The following is an 18,023-nucleotide window of genomic DNA, read 5'->3' as shown; positions in this document are numbered from 1 at the left end:
GAAATCACGAAAAGTTGCGGCAGTTGCAAAGTTTTTTAAAAAAAGTTTTTCGAAGTTTCTTCGCGTCTGATAACAATTAACCAATTACATATTATGACAAACAAAAAAAGCGCCCCAGGGCGCTTTCTGTTGAATTCTATCGAATCTTCATAGCCATTTGAATGATACGAGCTCGCATCTCAGGGTTGCTATGCAGGGTGCTGTACATCATATCGATCTCGTTCTTATTATCCTTATACGTCTTATCATGTTTAATGGTTGTATGAGACCATTGGATCAAGTTATTCTCCGCAGCAGTCATATCGTTGAATGAATCATGAAAGCCAGTCTCAACCACGAGCCCCTCCATGATTTCCTGAGTCACATTGCCATGAGATTCGCGAGCCAACTCAATCTTCTTCTCCATCACTTTGGCTCGTTCTTCGAACTTCGTTTTGGCCTTCATGTAGTCGAGCTGAGCTTTCGATAATATCGGCTTCATAATTTCATCTTCACCCTCTAAAAATAGTATGTGCTTCCGCTATTGTAGCGTATTCTACATGAAAATACAAAATTTAGATTTTGGTAAACATTAATTCCTCCATATTAAAGATCTTATATTATGAAGAAAAACAAGAACCAATTCACAAAAATGAATTGGCTCATGTTATCATGTCATCTTGATTACAGCAATTTCAATCTGCTCATCATACGTTTAATCACCGTTGCCGCATCTGCACGATTTAGTACAGCATCTGGATTAAAGTTATAGGTCGGCTTCTTCTCACCTGGCTTCAGACTATTCGCCGAGCCAGACAGGATACCCGCCTTACTCACCGCCAAAATGGCAGGATAGGAATAGTTGGACTTAATGTTTCCTACATCTTCGAACTGTTTCTGAAGTGCGGCTTTGTCTTTCTCAGCCTCACCCATTTTCAAATTAAGAGCACGAGCAATCATATTAGCAGCCTCTTCACGGGTCAGCTCCATATTAGGTGTGAAACTTCTAGGAGCCGTGCCGCGAATAATACCTTTTCTGGCTGCCGTTTCGATGTAACGATAATCCCATTGCCCTACTGATGGATAGATATCATCAAACGTCAGTTTGCTTGTATTAGAACCGTTCGCAGGTGGTACATCATAATCCAGTGGAATATCCAGTAACTTTACTATAATAGTAGCAAATTCACCGCGAGTCATCGGATCATAGATGCCGAATGCATCTTGCTTTGTTGCTTTCATGTACCCTCTAGCTAGCATCAACTCAATGTCATTACGAGCCGTTTTGTGCGATATCGCATCAGAATAACTGTAACGCAACGATTTCACAGCATAGTAACCAAATCCTTGGAATGAAGCTGTTATGGTCTTCTTCTTAGAATCCACTTTACCGCCAATATTGCTCCATGTTCCTTGTGATGGATTGTACCACCAAATTCCCAAGTTACTTGATGCTGAATTCACAAGAGCAGAATCGTACTTCAGTGTGATGGTGCCCTTCTGTGAAGTCTCCATCCAGTTTTGAGGAATCAATCGTTGATGGAATTCATGCCCCTTAGCATAGGGATGTGTTGCGCCTTTGACATTAAAGTCCTCGACATTACTACTGTATGCATTCAAAGAACCAGCGTCCATCCAATAAAGAGGCGATGAATATCCAAAATGAGGAGCTGGCGTGAAACGAAAGGCGTTATTATTGTCACCAGGAATCAACGCTAATCGGCCGTCCATTTCAACACCGTTCTCAATCTCACCTATTCTGTTGTAAGCTTTAACCGTTCTACCGTCAATCTGATTGGCGATTCCAACCAGGATATCATGCTCATCGATCAAGTTGATCGTTGGAACTTCTGCTTTGGGATCGGTCTTGGCTTGCTGAAGAACCGTTCCCTTCGGTAAAGAAAGCGATAGGCCCCCTTTAAATACCGACAACTTACCAGATTTCGAGATGTTTGTCTTGAACTGAGAGCCTTCTGTTGCATCGTCAGTATAACTCACGACAAACTGTCCATTCGTTTTCCTGCTGCCTTGTTCAATCGTAAATTTGATAGTATTCTTACCATTCTTCAGATTCTTAACCTCAAGACGGAAGATGTCACTAATATCGGACTTCACCATCGGCGTCTTTCCAATCATGATTGCGTCTGCGCCTTCTGCCTTAATACTAACCTCAACAAAATTCTGTTTTAGAACACCTTCATTAGGAAGCTTGGGCGAAAGAATCTGGAATGGTGCACGTTCGCGTGTAATTTCAATGGAATCCGTTGTTGTCACGGATTGAATACGCGAGCCAATCGTAATCGCTTGTAATCCAACCTCAGGCAAAGCTAAATCTTTAAATACAACTCTGGCTGAGTTAGAAGTAGCTCCATTGGTGATGGTGTAGTAAAGGCTATGATCTGCCTGATTGATAGCATCAAGCTGTGATTTCAAGGCACCGCCACTCAGTTCCCAAGAACCTAGATTCTTGGTAAATACCGCAAAAATCGTTGGATTAGGATGACTTAGATTGACGGTTATTTCTTCCGTAAATTCAACTTCGAAGCGAAGACCCAATCCTTTCTCGTAAGTGCTGAATGCATTTTCAGCTGTTTCTCTAAACAACAGATCAGGATCTGATTCGGTAGCTGAACCAACCGGGAACGGCACCATATTCTTGATTACAGATCTGGTATCACTGAAATAGAGCAACGTCAATCTTGTTGAAATTTTACCACTTTTGTCCGTTACAATGAGAGTGTTCGGGCCAGGTATTAATTGCAAGAATGTAGGGTTACCTGGATTAGCCTCTGTGAACCCGAACTCGCCATTTGCATCCACTGTTACTGTGCGGACGTTACCATTTAGAGAAATCGTTAATGGATCGTTGGAACCGGAATGATTCACGATACGACCCGTCACTTTCGTGAAATCAGTGCTGTTCTTAAACACCTGGTTATTGTACAGATCATATACATCGATATATGAAGAGGATAAGAATGTTACTGGAATTACACGTGTATCAGAAACACCTGAACCATTACTGGCCGTTATGATTAAGTTCTGTTGGCCTGTCGGCAAATTTGTAATTTTGAAGACCGTATTACCGTTGTAGGTAAACTTGGTTACGCCAACGTTCCCTTTGCTGGAAGTAAGGTCGACCGTTCCCGCATTACTCTGTTGCACCATGAGGTAGATAGGAAGCTCGTTCAATACCGTATCGTTCCCGCTTGGGAACACAGATTGGGAAGTCGCGGTTACATTAGTACCTGATTCTACTACACCATACAACTGATAAACCTGACTAATCGTTGGTGCGTTGGCATCACGATATCGGAACGTTTTCTTTAGGTCAAAACCCGTGACAGCATCCTTAATATAAACAAAGTACTCATCGCTTTGTGTAATGTTAACCGTGCCATTGGTTTCGAAGAAATACATTAATGTGTTATTTAGTACTGTTGCCTGCCCTAGTGTAGCCTTGAAGCTATTAACGGGCACTGTGCCGCCAACATGGTACAACTCTACATCCAAATCGGGAGTAACGGGTGTAGTTCCTGCAGGAGGTGCATCAACGATGACATAGCCCGAGATTCTTCCCCCAACGTTCCCAGACACTACAGCCTGTCCCTCTATGCTCGTACTACCGATCTGTAATTGATTTACCGTTAAGGAACCGGCCGGTGATAGACTACTTGGCGGGTAACCGTCTGGGTCTTAGATTCAGAATTCACAACGATGACCAGATCATTGACACCTTTGTTTAAGCGAATGCCTGCGGAATAAAAGGTATCTCCACCGCCTGCATACATAGACATGCCATTTACCGTGACACCTTTCGACCCGTTAGTAGCTTTCACGGATATACTAATGGTCTCATTGGTCACCACAACCGGTCTTGAGCTGTTCTCTTCAAGTATGCGTCCATCACTTAAAGCCACTTCATACACAGCCGGCACATCTGAAAATCGAACATACGCTGTAGCGCTCATTTGTTGGCCTTGTGTGCTCATACCGGAGACGGTGATTTTGTTCACGCCTTGGCTCAGCTGGACATTCAGGAACTGGAACGTGTTGGCGCCTTCATCCAGAATCGGCTTAACGCCTGTCCCCCCCGTTGTCGTATCATCAAAGCGTTTAATCTCATAAGCAATCGTATTCGGATTGATACCATTATAAGTACCTGATACTGTGATTGAACTTCGATTCTCAGGCGTTGGTGATTTTGGATCTGTACTGAGATTGCTAAAATGGAAAAATAACGCACCTTGATTGGCTGCCGCCGGCATTGCCGGAATCAATGTAAAAAATAACGCTACAGCAAGCAACATACTTGCCATAACTCGTAGTCTCTGTCTCATAGGTATTGCCTCCTTCTTCTTTCGACCGTCCCCATCTGGCTTGGTCTTCCTTACACTCACGCTTGACCCCTCACTTTCGTTCTTATCATTTGGTCTTTCATGCTTACCCACTATATCGGTCCCAAACCTTCAATTATTTAGAAAGAACACAAAAAAGCCTCACCCCAAATGCGGGGTGAGGCTGACATGTCCATGTACTCGGACATGAGTATGAATAAAGATAAGTGCTACTTCGAGCGGCTGTCGGCGTTGGCCTTCACGCGCATGCGCTGGATCAGGCTGAGAATCGGGCGCTTCGTCTTGCTGACGAGTCCGATGACCTCGGCTCCGATCTGCAGGAAAAACATCATGACACAAATGACGACGAAGGTCACCCAGTTGGCCTCGAACATGGCGGCTGAAGATTGGATGACAGCCAACACACCGAAGAAGGCGGCGATACCATAAATAATCAGTACCGTCTGACGATGGCTGAAGCCAAGCTCGCGCAGGCAATGATGCAGATGTCCCTTATCCGGGGCAAAAATCGGCTTCTTCTGAATCTTCCGGCGGATAATCGCGAAGAACGTATCCGATAACGGCACCGCAATAATGATCAGCGGTGTGATGAATGACACGATTGCAATCTGCTTGAACCCGAGCAAGGACAGCATGGCTAGACTAAATCCGAGAAATAAGGATCCCGAATCGCCCATGAAGATCTTGGCGGGATGGAAATTGAAGAACAGGAAACCGATGATGCTGCCCAGCAGAAGCAGGCACAGCAAGGCAACGGTTGTATTGCCCATGAGTAAAGCCATGACGAGAATGGTTCCGATCGCAATACCGGATACGCCGGCAGCCAGACCATCTAGCCCGTCAATCAGATTGATGGCGTTCGTGACGCCGACAATCCAGAATATCGTCAGTGGAATCGATACCCAGCTCTCCAGCATGGAGTAGCGATCCTGAAATGGTATATTTACAAAGTCCACGGTAATGTTAAAGCCGAACACAACCACGCACGCCGCAGCAATCTGGGCGAGCAGCTTCACTTTCGCCGACAGTTCAAATCGATCATCCAGGGCTCCGATCAGCACGATCATCGTACCGCCGATCAGGAATGCCTTCATGAAGTTGGCATCGCGCGGCGTCAAGCTTTCCGGAAGAAAGGGAAGAACCGCAATCAATCCGAGTAAAAAAGCCAGGTATATGCCGAGTCCGCCGAGCCGGGGCATGATCCGGGTATGAACTTTTCGAGCATTCGGTACGTCAACGACGCCCATCTTCACCGCGAACTTCTTGACCTGCGGCGTTAAGAACAGAGCAAGCGCCAGCGTGACGATAAACCCGATAATGTATATCATTAACATGTAATCATTCGACCCCCAATATTGTCTACCGGTTGAATTATACTCTGTTCGGGTCCGAAAACCAATGCCAATATCCGGGGATTTCCCGGAATTAACGCAAGTAAATGAGCTATTTAGCTTGTTTTCGTTACGTTTTCTTTCTCTCGCAGCACTTTCACTACGAATTTCGGCAGTGCCAGCATCCGCTTATAGCGCGTAGGCTCCTTCAACAAGCGGTAAAACCATTCGAGACGGAGCTTCTGGAACACTTTCGGTGCCCGTTTGAGTTTACCGGAGATAATATCGAATGTGCCGCCGACCCCCATAACAACGGGGACATTCAGTGCTTCCTTATGCTGCGCGATCCAAGGCTCCTGTGTATCGGCGCCACGGGCGACAAACAGAACATCTGGCGCTGCAGCCCGTATGCCTTCGATGACGGCAGCATCATCCTGAGGTCCAAAGAATCCGTCCCGGTAACCGCAAATAATTGCAGCCGGATATTGCATTTGTAACCTCTCCGCAGCTTCCTGAATCACTTCGGCGGTTGTCCCAAGGAGATAAAATCTCCATCTATAGGTTTCCCCGGCCTTAAACAATTCATGTAGCAGATCAAATCCAGGCACGCGATCAGGCAGCGGCTCGCCGCCGACACCCGCCGCCCACACGATTCCGGTGCCGTCCGGCACGATCATCTCGGCTTGCTGCATCATGTTCTTATAGGCCGGATCATTGACTGCCGTCATGACCATGATCGGATTCGCGGTAATAATCTGATGCGGCTGTCTGGACTTAATGGCTTCCGTTAAATATTGCTGGGTGCCCTTCATATCCAACTTGGAAAAAGGAACGCCGAACACCGAAACGGTTGGAAACGACTTCGTCGTTGGTTTCATTGTCTATCATCCTCTATCACGTAAAAATTCGGCAATGTGACGTGCCGGCATCACGGCTTCTTGCTTCAATACTGCAATCTGCTCGCTGTGATCATCGATCCACTCATCCTTACTGTCAAGCAGTCGTTCCATCTGCCGAAGCAGCGCAGTCGCATCCAGCGAGGTGCTGCTGCCGACAGGCTCGCTGCCAAGCCGCTTCAGGAAATGATCGATCTTCGGATCGTACGATATACCGAGCAGCGGCACTTCCTGATTCGCGGCATAGATCAAGCTGTGCAGTCGCATCCCGAGAATCAAATCGCACTCACTGACAGCTCGCAGCATATCTTCCGGCTGCTTCTCATCGAGATAGTAACTAATGACCGAGCCGCTCGACGACACATCTCCTACATGATCAGCTATGAAGCGCGAAGCTTCCAGATCATCCGGTTGGTAAAAGGGCAGGAAACGCAAGTGAACGGCACGCCGCTTCACCAGTTCCTGCAACGCTTTGGCTATCGCCTTCAATTCCGTACGTTCCGCATTCCAGTACCGAACCGAGATCCCGAGTACCGGTATGGATGCCGACTCCACTGCTCCATCTGAAGCAGCGGATGTTAACGGCAACCCCATGACAGGGTCGGGTACAACCTGGATATCTTGCGGCGAAATGCCCATCGACTGCAATAATTGGCCAGACTGCGTATCCCGAACCGAAATGTAAGAGCATTGACGGAACACCGAACGGATCATCGGATAAAAAAATTTGCGGTTCACCGGACCAACGCCCTGTGCGTATATGAAGGTGGGTTTGCCCAGCCATTGTGCTAGCTTCAACACACCCAAGTAATACGGGATGGTCTTCGGACTGGTTGCATCCTGTAACAAACTACCACCACCGCTGATCAAGCCGTCACTTTCCTTAATCGCTTGCCGAACCTCGCCAAGCCTCATTCGGTGAACAGACTTGACGCCATACACAGCGCTTGTCCATTCCGGATCGATGGACAGCACCACGGGGTTGATCGTAACCCCGGTAGCCTCGCTCTCTTCAGCAAGGGCTGTTAATATGGATTTGAGTACAGCTTCATCGCCGCTATTTTTAAATCCGTAATATCCGGAAATGACTATCGTCTTAGAAGTGGAGACCATCGCTTCCAGATCCTTTCTGCTACTTGCCATACCAATATCGCAATCAATCCGATGATCAGTCCAAGGCCAAGACCGAGTACGACCCGAATCGCCGAAATATAGATAGGCGTATGAATGTGAGTAAACGTGCCGACCATGGACAGCTGTCCCATGACCCCAATAATGAGCAGGTAGACGGCGTAACGATATTTAAATGCCAGGAACACGCCAAGTATCATCATCGGATGAGCCAACAGGAATTCTTTATTACGCGGACGGACACCGAACGTATTCTCCAGCAAGGAACGGAACACCATTTCTATAGAAGATACCGATCCTGAATTGCCTGTCCGGCTTAAGTAGTACATTCCAACAACGCCGACAATCCCAGCAGCAATGACCCAGGTTAAGGTAATCGGCGCCTTCAACAGCTTCAGAATGGAAGTGAACGTGGAACCTCCACGGTATAACACCACATAGATCCCAATCAAGGCGATTGGTGCTGAAGCTAACAGACTCACCCCGCGGAACTGATCCAGCACCAGCATGTAGGTCACGTTATTCAGAAGCGCTACCACCATAGGTACGGCTGCCAAAGACAGAATCGAAGTTTTCACAAGCAGTACAATCGTATGCGTTATTCTGCGGCTTGGACTCATATCCGGCATAGTTCCCCGTGTCTCATCTACCTTGCGAATTGCCAGAATGACAGCCACGGTTGGCGCACTAATCGCTGCCAGCAGCCCCAGCGCTTGTTCTAATAGTGTAGCATTTAGCAAGTACAAACCTGCGCTGCCGATCATGCCGATCACAAATGCGGCAATCGTCAGCATCGGAATGAAATAAGATATCATCAAAGAGATAATCGCTACCGCACCGACAACCGCTCCGAGCTTGAAGTAACGCTGCATGGAAGAATCGGTGACTTGGAAAGGCTCCGCCTGACCCATAACGAATCCATTATCTTCAATCTTCTGAATCGCTTGCCCCGATCCGGTCAAACTGTCAATCAGATTGTCCAGCGGATGGGTAATCGAAGCTTTGGTCATATCCCGGCTTGGCTCCGCATTCAGATAGAACATACGGATGTTGCGGTCCTTCGTAGCCAAGGCGAATCGGTCGGCGATCACATCGGCGTCCAGATTAGCATCCCGCTCACTAAGCGAATAAATACGGGCAACATCATAATCGGTCAGATAGGCCAGTTTAGTGAAGCCCTTCTGTGGACGCTTGATGTTCTCAATGGCAACGATGCCGATCTCATGCTGGTTCAACAGCCCGGCAAAATGATCGAGCTCTTCTCCTCAGCCTGGTCGCTGAAGCCGCGCGCCGAGTCGCCGTCAAACAGAATCCATCGTACATCGTGCTCAGCGAAGTATCCCATTACATACTCCATATACGCAGCATTGTATGGCAGGCTGTCCGACAAACGCGGTACAATGTTGAAGCCCTTGCCCTTCAACATCTCAATCGTAAGTGGATCGGACAACATCGGCTTAATGACGGCATTGGAACGCGGCGTCTCCAGAATCAATCCGTCAACTGCACGGTCGGTAGACCACGGCCGAATCGGAATCCCGATGCGCGTGAAGGTCTCTTCAATGACCGGCTTAATTGTTGAGGCACTGGCTTCGTTCAAAAAAGCGATATACGTAAAATTCTCATTCGGAGAAATCGTGGTACCCGTCAGATCAGCGGCCTGCTGACCATCGTATACTGCAATTCGCCGAGACTTCACCAGTTCATCCAATGTACTCTCATACAGAGCCATGCTTATGACGCCGGCTTCCTTCAGACGATCAAGCTGCTCAGATACGAAATCCTCCGGTCTCGATTGATAAACGGCTACATCCAATAAATCCCGATAATCAAACACCATCTCGACATGCTTTGATGTTGACTCTGTCTGCAGTCGGTCATAACCTACCGGCAGGGCCGCTGCAACGCCCAGAACAACCAGAATCCACAGCCACTTGCGCGCTGCCGTGTTCCAGCGTTTCCATTTGTGAACCACGAAAGTACCTCCTCATGAACCTGAAAGAATTCAGATGAACGGGTTAGCCATTAAGCCTCTGCCATCCGAATTCCCTTCCTGCGTTCTCTCAATTAATATATTTCATACACTACGCGTCTACTCGGGCCATCACATGGTCCGACAGCGCCGCCATCTTATGCTGGGCATCATCGAATGAATGGCCGCGAACCGCGAAGTAAACTTTGATCTTGGGTTCCGTACCGGATGGTCTTAGACAGAACCAGGAACCATCCTCCAGCATATACTTCAGCACGTTCTCCTTCGGGAGCCCGTCCAAACCTTCGGCATAGTCCAGCACTTGCTGCACAGCTACTCCGCCGATTTGCGTCGGCGGCTGATCCCGCCAGTTGGACATCTTCGCCTGGATCTGAGCAACGCCATCCTTGCCCTTCAACGTTCGGGATTGTAACGTTTCAAGGAAATAACCAAATTCCTCATATAGCTCCTGAAGTACATCGTACAAGGTCTTGCCTTGTCCTTTATAATAAGCGGCTGATTCGCAGATCAGCATAGAAGCGAGCACCGCGTCTTTGTCACGGGCATAGTGGCCTGCCAAATAACCGTAACTCTCCTCGTAACCAAACAGGTACGTGTGACTGCCGGATTCCTCGAACTGGGTCATTTTTTCCCCAATGTATTTGAAGCCTGTCAACGTATTGAACACCTTCGCACCATAATGCTCAGCGATAACCGCACCCATCTCGCTTGTTACAATCGTCTTGATGACCGCGCCGTTATCCGGCAGCTTCCCTGCTTCCTTCAACCGACCCAACACGTAATGGATCATAATCGCACCGGATTGATTGCCGGTCAACACGACGTATTCGCCCTGGCTGTTCTTCACGACTGCACCCATACGGTCAGCATCCGGATCGGTTCCGATCAGAATATCCGCGCCAACTTCCTCACCAAGCTTCATCGCAAGGGTAAAGGCTTCGCGTTCCTCCGGGTTCGGAGACTTGACGGTCGGGAAATCACCATCCGGCTGTGCTTGCTCCTGTACGACATGAATATGGCGAAATCCGATCCCTTCCAGCGCACGCCGTACAGGCTCCCCACCCGTACCGTGCAGCGGCGTAAACACAATTCGGAAATCTTCTCCCAAATGAGAAGCGATCGAGTCACGATTCAGGCTAATATCCATCACAGTGTCCACGAACGCTTGATCATCGGCCTCACCCAGCCATACGAGCAGAGCTTGAGCTTCCGCTTCTTCCTGTGACAAACGCTTCACGGACGCAAAGGAATCGACCTGCTGAATCAAAGCAATAACCTGCTCCGCCTCGTCGGGTACCAGTTGGCCCCCTTCCGCATTATACACCTTGTAGCCGTTGTATTCAGGCGGATTGTGGCTGGCGGTAATGACAATGCCGCCAGTGGCGCCAAGATGACGCACACTGAATGACAACTGCGGGGTCGAGCGCAGGGACGGATACAGCTTGGCTGTGATGCCATTGCCCGCAAGCACGAGTGCTGCCTCTAGGGCAAATTCAGGCGAAAAATGACGTGAGTCGTGTGCAATCACAACCGAAGGCGTTCCTTCCGCTTTTCCGTGCGCTTGCAAAATATATTGAGCAAATCCTTGCGTTGCGCGACCGACCGTATATTTATTAATCCGGTTGCTCCCGGCGCCAATTACGCCGCGAAGACCCCCGGTTCCAAATTCCAAGTCGCGGTAGAAGCGTTCTTCTAGCTCCGCCTCATCCTGCTGAAGATCACGCAGCTCCTGCTTCGTCTCTTCATCTACTAGTGGATCATTCAACCACCGCTGCACCGTATCCATCGTTCTTTGACTGATCTCTGACATTGACAAAAAGTCTCCCTTCCCATCCAAACCAGAATTGTCCGCGAATTATTCCTTATCGGCAAGAGCAAACATAATCTCGCCCTCAGCCACGACGCGCCCGTCGACCGAAGCCGTTGCCTTTCCTTTTCCGATCATGCCTTTCAAGCGAGTGATCTCCACTTCCAGACGAAGCGTGTCTCCGGGCACGACTTGGCCGCGGAAACGGAATCCATCAATGCCCGCCAAAAAGCCGAGCTTGCCCTGATTGCTCTCTACGCTTAGCATGGCCACAGCACCTACTTGTGCCAGCGCTTCAGTAATCAGGACTCCCGGCATGACCGCATACTCTGGGAAATGTCCGACGAAAAACGGTTCGTTAATCGTCACGTTCTTCACTCCCACCGCGCGCTTGCCTTCTTCGATCTCGATGATCTTGTCCACCAGCAAAAACGGCGGACGGTGCGGAATAATCTCTTGGATCTGTTTGATGTTCAACATAGTATTAAAATCCTCCTTATGTACGTACCCGCAATGCCAATCATTTGATAAGCCTGGTTGCTTGCTTATAAAAGCAACATATAGGTTGCGGCTTCGTGCGGGATATGGATAAACTTTGCGATGTTTGCATAAAAACCGAAAGCACCGGGAAAAATGGTAGATATCCTTCACCACTGCAGAAGTGAAGGTTTCAGATAAGGGGCTTCTCTTGGGCACTGCAAGTGCTTCAGGAGCAAGCCCTTTTGACTTGCCATGTACCCGAGTGCCGCCATGGTAAAGAGTCTCGCTCCATGTTACGGCAAGTCCCATCCCATTATACCTTTTAACCCCAAAAAAAGAAAACTCCCATCACGGGAGTTTCGGTTACAATCTGTTAATGGATCGCATCGCCTGACAACGGTCAAGGCGCGAATATAAGGTCAAAAACATGCTTCCAAGTTCCCCATCGGAACACTTCGTCCAGCTCCTGACGACCGAGCACGACATAGCCGAAGATCAGCCTCCGAGCAAAGCCGCGACAAGAAAGAACGGAATCATGATCCAGAGCGCGATCTTCCAGCCAGATGCGGAGGAACTTGCGTTCTTGGAACTTGATTTCGGGTCCTTCTTCGCGACTTTCTTGGCGCTTTGTTCACTCATGGTGCCCACCTACCCTCGCATTGTGTTGGCAAGGTTCATCATCGTATCGCTGTTGGACAGCGCTCGCGAAGCAAGCTGATAAGCACGTTGGACTTCCATCATGCGCGTCAATTCATCTGTCATATTCACGTTGGATTGCTCAACAAAACCGGAAATGACGGTGGATTTCGGCGGTTGTCCCGGTCCTGGAAGAGTCAAGTCGAATACGTCGGCTTCAGTCAATCCGTTGCCAATGACGAACAGATTCTCCCCTACCGGTACAAGACCTTCCGGACGCTCAAGCTCAACAAACTTAAGTGTAGCCGCTACCCCACGCCCCTGCGACGTCTCCACGATCACGTCTCCGTTGCTTGCAATCGCAACTTTCCCCTCGTTCGGAATGGAAATCGGCTGATTGTTCACGTCCAGGACGGGTTGTCCTTGAGAATTGACCAAGATCACATTACCCGGAACATCGAGGTTCGGTGCGACATGAAAGCCGCCTTCCCGGGTGTACGCGATTACGCCGTCCGCCTGCACGGCAAACATCGCTTCACCTTCAATCATCAGATCAAGCGGATTGCCGGTCTCCTTCATCAAACCCTGCTCCATATTATGAACAACGGAAGAAAGACGCATGCCGAAACCTTGCGTGTAACCAAGAGGAGTCGATCGACCCGTGCGGTCAAAATCCTTATGATGCTGCTGAACTTGGGTCAGCACATCCTCGAAGGAGGCTTCCCTGCGCTTGTAACCCGCAGTGTCCACGTTGGCCAAGTTGCCTGCGATCACATCCAGCTGCTGCTGAAGGGCATTCATGGATACCATTGCGCTAATCATGGAGCTGTTCATCATTATCCTCCTCTAGACGCGTCCGATCTCATTGACCGCTTTCTCTAACGTCTTGTCATAATATTGCACGATTCTCTGGTTCGTCTCATAGGCACGCAGGGCTGCGTTCAATTCCACCATAGACTGCGTAGGGTCTACGTTCGAGGCTTCAATAAAGCCCTGGCGAACGATCGCGTTGTCGGTTACTTGCATGAATCGGACATCGCTATCCGGATTGGACATGCGGAACACGCCATTCCCCTCACGAATCAGGTCATGCGGCCTGCTGACCACGCTGACCCCGAGGACGATACCTGTCCCGTTGCCGCTCGCGTCCAAGATTTCTCCTTGCTCATTCACTGTAAATTGACTTGAAGGACCTGTCAATACGATCGGGGTGTTATTGTTATCCAGTACCTGATACCCACCTTCGCTCAGCAGGTTGCCCTCCGGGCTGACCCGGAAGCTTCCGTTGCGGGTGTAGCGGGTGTCGCCATTCTCATTCTGGACTGTAAAAAAACCCTCCGGTCGATAAATCACTTCACCGTTGTCGTCCACGTATCTGCCAGATGCGTCGAAGGGATAAGGTTCGCCCGTCGCCGGATTCTGTACAACGAAGGAAGATACCATGCGAAATCGGTGGTTTTGAATGTCTGCCGCAAAGCTCCTTCTGTATAGAGGGCGATGCTCTCTTCCGCATATACACCAGTGTTGAATTTACCGATCTTGCGGCTTGGGTTGGATTCGTTGCCGCCGATCATCGACACCAGCACTTCCGGGAACGAACGCTGAACGCTGTTCGTTGCCTTATAGCCTGTCGTATTCAGGTTCGCGATATTCTGGGTCACGGTCTGATGCCGCAATTCCTGGGTCATCATACCGGAAGCTGCTGTGTAAAGTCCTCTTAACAATGAAGGCACTTCCCTTCCATAAATAGATGCGTGAATGACCGCTACGCTGACGGATTGTATTTACAATCGCTGTTGTTCTCGGATTTCTTGAATTGTTGGAACCAGGGTTGAAATCCGATAACAAAGGCGAACGCTTCGCTTCTCCAATACAATTCCGTCCTCTTCGCTGCTATTTCCGTATGATCATCCTATATTGGCAGCTTATGTAACTGCATCGTTTAGATACAGACTAACAATCAACCTTTTGTTCTTAACATCTATATCGGAAGGTTAGAACTTTTTCTTAACGACCTTGTCCAAATTATCCAGCATAATGCCCGTTCCTTTGACCACACAGTGCATCGGGTCTTCGGCCACGAGAACCGGTACGCGAAGCTCCTCCGTCAACAGCTCGTCCAATCCGTGAAGCAGTGCGCCCCCGCCCGTCAAGATAACCCCGCGATCAATAATATCTGCGGATAATTCTGGCGGTGTACGTTCCAGCACGGATTTGGCGGCCAGTACGATCGACGACACCGGATCCCACAGCGCTTCCTGTACCTCGATGGAGGATACCGTTACGGTGAGCGGCAATCCCGATACCATATCCCGTCCGCGAATGTCCATCTCGGCCTGGCGCCCGCCTGGACGAACCGTTCCGATCGCTAATTTCAGATCCTCAGCGGTACGTTCACCAATAAGCAATTTATATTTCGTCTTAATGTACTTCGTGATCGCTTCGTCGAACTTGTCCCCTGCGATTTTAATCGAAGAAGCGGTGACTACATCGCCCATGGACAGGACGGCCACATCTGTGGTGCCGCCCCCAATGTCCACAACCATGTTGCCGCTTGGTTGGAATATATCCATCCCCGCGCCTATTGCCGCCGCTTTCGGTTCTTCTTCCAGGAACACCTCTCTTGCACCGCTGCGCTCAGCCGCTTCCCGAATCGACTTCTGCTCGACGGACGTAATGTTCGTCGGAGCACAGATCAGAATGCGAGGCCGGCTGTGCCAGCTGCGCGCGCCTACGCGATCAATGAAATACTTCAGCATCATTTCCGTAATTTCGAAGTCGGCGATGACCCCGTCCCTCAGCGGGCGGATCGCCGTAATGTTGCCGGGAGTGCGTCCGACCATGCGCCGTGCTTGCTCACCGACGGCAAGGACTCTCTTGGTGTCGGTCTCAATCGTGACTACGGAAGGTTCGTCTAACACTACCCCCTTCCCCTTAACGTGAATGAGCACGTTCGCCGTCCCGAGATCGATTCCAATATCCTTGCTCAACATCATGAAAAGCCCCCAAAGTGTTATTTTATGGTGAATAGTCCGTGTTCACTGCGCCGATGTCCCATTCGACAGAATCTACCAATCCATGATGTTGTTCGGCAAAACAGGTCCCAAATTTCGATCCTATACCAGCTTTTAACATATCATACTTTAGGGGAGGGATTCAACGCCAATCTAGTGACCAAAGCCCTAAATCTCAGGATTTTGCCGTGGCCACCGGTTCGCGGCTGCTGCCGGTCTTCTTGTACTTGATCTTTGTGGCTTCGCCGCCTCTCAGATGACGGATGGATTTGTGGTATTCGAGAATGTGCTTCACCTGATCCGCCAGGTCCGGGTTAATTTCCGGCAGACGTTCGGTTAAGTCCTTATGCACCGTGCTCTTCGACACGCCAAACTCTTTGGCAATTGTTCGAACCGTATGCCTCGTTTCCACGATACAGCGTCCGATCTTAATGGTCCGCTCTTTGATGTAATCGTGCACGCTCCCGCCTCCCTACTGTGTGGATAGTTTGGTACATTATATGAGGGGCATGACGGGATATTCGCGGTTTCAAGGGCTGACAAGCTTGCTTGTGCCCATTTATTTTCTGGACATGCTCATGATGGACAAGGTCTAAAGGCCTGTAACCCAAGGCACGGCAAGGGTGGACTTGCTCTTAGGAGCTGACCAAAAAAAATAAGACAGGATCACAAGAGATCCTGCCTTCTTCAAGTGCGCGGTGGGCGCATGAATGCTTGAGAATGAAATTCGAAATTATTTTTGCGGAAGTACGGTTACAGGGTTGACCAGGTTCCCGTCCTCGTACACTTCGAAGTGCACGTGGTTGCCGAGATCCTTCTCAAGCTCGCTGCGTCCTGCGGTTGCGATCGCATCACCTTGCTTCACTTCCGCGCCTTCCTCAACCTTCAGTTCATTCAAGCTCTGATATACCGTCTTCGTATTGCCGGAAGTAATCTCCACGACATTACCGTTCACGGGATGGTTCTCCACACGGGTTACTTTGCCAGACAGTGCCGCTCTTACTTCAAAAGCAGCGTCATCCGCCGTTGCCAGGTCAATCCCAAGATTCGGGCTGAATGTGTCGTTGTACTGAACCATGGCTGCTTGATGCGTATCCGGGTCGGTCTCATCGAAGTACGGCTTCACGATGGTGACAGGAACATCATCCGCAACCGGCCAGATCAACGACTGGGCGTTCGCAGTTACTTCTACGGCTTCTTCGCCTGTGCTTTCCGCCGTGTTCGCTGTGTTCTTCACGGATTGTTCTACTTGCTCTTCCCCTTGTGTACTCAGCGCTTTTTGGCTGGCGTCCTGGTAGACCCACACGAGGGTTAGTATAATTGCCGCTGCTGCTAAGTATGCTGCCGGGAACACCCACCGTTTGGATAATACTCTCTTCCACGATGATGAATCTCCTTGTACAGTTTTAGGAGTTTCTTCGTGGGGTTTACTATTTTTGTTCTGTTCATTCATTTGCAATCACCTCAGTAATCATTGTTACCGGGGCCAACTCTTTTATACGTGACCTGCCTATTATTTTTTTGAATGAGAGAAGATTCGAGGTTTCGTCAAAAGAGATATTCGTATAATAGTGCTTCAGAATCTCCTTCGCTTCATATCCTTCGCGCGCCATTCCCTCTGCACCGTACTGGCTCATGCCGACGCCATGACCGTAACCGTAAGTTGTAATCTCAATCTCGCCGTCTTTCATGACCAGGCTGAATTGGCTTGATTTCAATTCCAGCTTCTCTCGAATTTCACGTCCGCTGAACGTTTTGCCGCCGACACGAGCGCGCTCGATCCGATGCCCTTGTGTATAAGAGAGGATTTTGACAAAAGCCGAAGCCTTCTCGCCTCCTGCCGATACCGGAACGGCCCCATCCGCCAATCCGAGCTTCCCTATAAATTCGGAACGGCTCATGCTCACCGTCGTTTTATATTTAGGAGAGATCGCGGAGTCCCACGGGCTCTCGACACTTCGCAGGTAGGGAATCTCGTTCTTCCAATAATCCTCTGAATTCTCGGTATAACCGTTGCTAGTGGAGAAAAAAGAAGCCGTTATCGGCTGCCCCTGATACGTCATCACCTGGCCCGCCGTTTCCTTGACGGCTTGCTCCAGCTTAGCCAGTTCTGCTTCCAGTCGCGCCCATTGCTTCGTCAACTCGTCACGGGCAATATAAGCCTGGTGACTGACCGTGTCGGTCACCACCGCCTTGCCGTCCGGGACGCCGCTGCGATCGCCGGACGCCAGCCGCTGCACGATATAAGTCCGTGCAGCGATGGCCTGCGCCTTGAGCGCCTCCAGTTGGAACTCGGCCGGCATCTCGGCAGCGAGGACGCCGACGAGATATTGCTCCAGCGGCAGCTCTTCCACGGTGTCCGTCTTCGATAGATAGACGGACACCGCGGGCTCTTCCG

General features: G+C 49.6%; 15 protein-coding genes and 2 pseudogenes. All 17 read right to left on the bottom strand.

What is annotated here, in order from left to right; all coding sequences use genetic code 11:
* Positions 1 to 136: 136 nt before the first annotated feature.
* Complete coding sequence (locus tag JCM10914_RS26990) at positions 137 to 481, bottom strand: hypothetical protein (protein ID WP_023967087.1); 345 nt, start codon at positions 479 to 481, stop codon at positions 137 to 139.
* A 182-nt stretch (positions 482 to 663) separates the two neighbouring features.
* Entirely contained in the window at positions 664 to 3,576 is a 2,913-nt protein-coding gene (locus tag JCM10914_RS26985) for an S-layer homology domain-containing protein (protein ID WP_023967084.1), read from the bottom strand.
* A 50-nt stretch (positions 3,577 to 3,626) separates the two neighbouring features.
* Positions 3,627 to 4,319, bottom strand: coding sequence for a hypothetical protein (locus JCM10914_RS31115; RefSeq protein ID WP_023967082.1), 693 nt, complete (start codon positions 4,317 to 4,319; stop codon positions 3,627 to 3,629).
* A 227-nt stretch (positions 4,320 to 4,546) separates the two neighbouring features.
* The gene (locus tag JCM10914_RS26980) at positions 4,547 to 5,671 is read right to left on the bottom strand and encodes a glycosyltransferase family 4 protein (protein ID WP_023967080.1); all 1,125 of its coding nucleotides are present in this window, start codon (positions 5,669 to 5,671) and stop codon (positions 4,547 to 4,549) included.
* A 113-nt stretch (positions 5,672 to 5,784) separates the two neighbouring features.
* On the bottom strand, positions 5,785 to 6,546 hold the full coding sequence (locus tag JCM10914_RS26975) for a WecB/TagA/CpsF family glycosyltransferase (RefSeq protein WP_023967078.1): 762 nt from the start codon (positions 6,544 to 6,546) through the stop codon (positions 5,785 to 5,787).
* 6 nt (positions 6,547 to 6,552) lie between these two features.
* Positions 6,553 to 7,677 (bottom strand): polysaccharide pyruvyl transferase CsaB, encoded by a 1,125-nt coding sequence (gene csaB, locus JCM10914_RS26970; protein ID WP_023967076.1) that lies wholly within the window; start codon positions 7,675 to 7,677, stop codon positions 6,553 to 6,555.
* A pseudogene (locus JCM10914_RS26965) lies at positions 7,653 to 9,670 on the bottom strand (DUF5693 family protein). Before JCM10914_RS26965 ends, csaB begins: the two are co-directional and overlap by 25 nt.
* Positions 9,671 to 9,779: 109 nt before the next feature.
* Positions 9,780 to 11,498 carry a phospho-sugar mutase gene (locus tag JCM10914_RS26960; RefSeq protein WP_023967070.1) on the bottom strand — a complete coding sequence of 573 codons (1,719 nt, stop codon included), beginning with the start codon at positions 11,496 to 11,498 and terminating at the stop codon, positions 9,780 to 9,782.
* A 45-nt stretch (positions 11,499 to 11,543) separates the two neighbouring features.
* Entirely contained in the window at positions 11,544 to 11,975 is a 432-nt protein-coding gene (gene fabZ / locus JCM10914_RS26955) for a 3-hydroxyacyl-ACP dehydratase FabZ (protein WP_023967068.1), read from the bottom strand.
* Between the two features lie 400 nt (positions 11,976 to 12,375).
* Positions 12,376 to 12,456 (bottom strand): DNA-directed RNA polymerase subunit beta, encoded by an 81-nt coding sequence (locus JCM10914_RS31110; protein WP_231638772.1) that lies wholly within the window; start codon positions 12,454 to 12,456, stop codon positions 12,376 to 12,378.
* 14 nt (positions 12,457 to 12,470) lie between these two features.
* Positions 12,471 to 12,614 carry a hypothetical protein gene (locus JCM10914_RS31105; RefSeq protein WP_231638771.1) on the bottom strand — a complete coding sequence of 48 codons (144 nt, stop codon included), beginning with the start codon at positions 12,612 to 12,614 and terminating at the stop codon, positions 12,471 to 12,473.
* Between the two features lie 9 nt (positions 12,615 to 12,623).
* Entirely contained in the window at positions 12,624 to 13,445 is an 822-nt protein-coding gene (locus JCM10914_RS26950; protein WP_023967066.1) for a flagellar hook-basal body protein, read from the bottom strand.
* Between the two features lie 12 nt (positions 13,446 to 13,457).
* Positions 13,458 to 14,335: pseudogene (locus JCM10914_RS26945) on the bottom strand (flagellar hook-basal body protein).
* Positions 14,336 to 14,605: 270 nt separating this feature from the next.
* Complete coding sequence (locus tag JCM10914_RS26940) at positions 14,606 to 15,604, bottom strand: rod shape-determining protein (RefSeq protein WP_036720410.1); 999 nt, start codon at positions 15,602 to 15,604, stop codon at positions 14,606 to 14,608.
* Positions 15,605 to 15,800: 196 nt separating this feature from the next.
* The gene (gene spoIIID, locus JCM10914_RS26935) at positions 15,801 to 16,085 is read right to left on the bottom strand and encodes a sporulation transcriptional regulator SpoIIID (protein WP_023967058.1); all 285 of its coding nucleotides are present in this window, start codon (positions 16,083 to 16,085) and stop codon (positions 15,801 to 15,803) included.
* Between the two features lie 273 nt (positions 16,086 to 16,358).
* A complete protein-coding gene (locus JCM10914_RS26930) occupies positions 16,359 to 17,078 on the bottom strand; it encodes a M23 family metallopeptidase (protein ID WP_023967056.1) in 720 nt (239 codons plus the stop codon).
* A partial coding sequence (gene spoIID, locus JCM10914_RS26925; protein WP_148300273.1) for a stage II sporulation protein D occupies positions 17,071 to 18,023 on the bottom strand: 953 nt, incomplete at its 5' end. The genes spoIID and JCM10914_RS26930, both read right to left, overlap by 8 nt.

Origin of the sequence: Paenibacillus sp. JCM 10914, assembly GCF_001315105.1 — a bacterium.
In the GTDB taxonomy this organism is placed as follows: Bacteria; Bacillota; Bacilli; order Paenibacillales; family Paenibacillaceae; genus Paenibacillus_AQ.
The sequence above is the reverse complement of the archived record's forward strand: the minus strand, read 5'-3'. Positions and strand labels throughout refer to the sequence as shown.

Excerpts from the sequence above, each read along its gene's own strand:
- JCM10914_RS26950 (WP_023967066.1), bottom strand. The coding sequence starts at position 13,445 with ATGAACAGCTCCATGATTAGCGCAATGGTATCCATGAATGCCCTTCAG.
- JCM10914_RS26940 (WP_036720410.1), bottom strand. The coding sequence starts at position 15,604 with ATGTTGAGCAAGGATATTGGAATCGATCTCGGGACGGCGAACGTGCTC.
- JCM10914_RS26960 (WP_023967070.1), bottom strand. The coding sequence starts at position 11,498 with ATGTCAGAGATCAGTCAAAGAACGATGGATACGGTGCAGCGGTGGTTG.
- fabZ (WP_023967068.1), bottom strand. The coding sequence starts at position 11,975 with ATGTTGAACATCAAACAGATCCAAGAGATTATTCCGCACCGTCCGCCG.
- JCM10914_RS31105 (WP_231638771.1), bottom strand. The coding sequence starts at position 12,614 with ATGAGTGAACAAAGCGCCAAGAAAGTCGCGAAGAAGGACCCGAAATCA.
- JCM10914_RS26990 (WP_023967087.1), bottom strand. The coding sequence starts at position 481 with ATGAAGCCGATATTATCGAAAGCTCAGCTCGACTACATGAAGGCCAAA.
- JCM10914_RS26975 (WP_023967078.1), bottom strand. The coding sequence starts at position 6,546 with ATGAAACCAACGACGAAGTCGTTTCCAACCGTTTCGGTGTTCGGCGTT.
- JCM10914_RS26980 (WP_023967080.1), bottom strand. The coding sequence starts at position 5,671 with ATGTTAATGATATACATTATCGGGTTTATCGTCACGCTGGCGCTTGCT.
- JCM10914_RS26930 (WP_023967056.1), bottom strand. The coding sequence starts at position 17,078 with ATGAATGAACAGAACAAAAATAGTAAACCCCACGAAGAAACTCCTAAA.
- csaB (WP_023967076.1), bottom strand. The coding sequence starts at position 7,677 with ATGGTCTCCACTTCTAAGACGATAGTCATTTCCGGATATTACGGATTT.
- JCM10914_RS31115 (WP_023967082.1), bottom strand. The coding sequence starts at position 4,319 with ATGAGACAGAGACTACGAGTTATGGCAAGTATGTTGCTTGCTGTAGCG.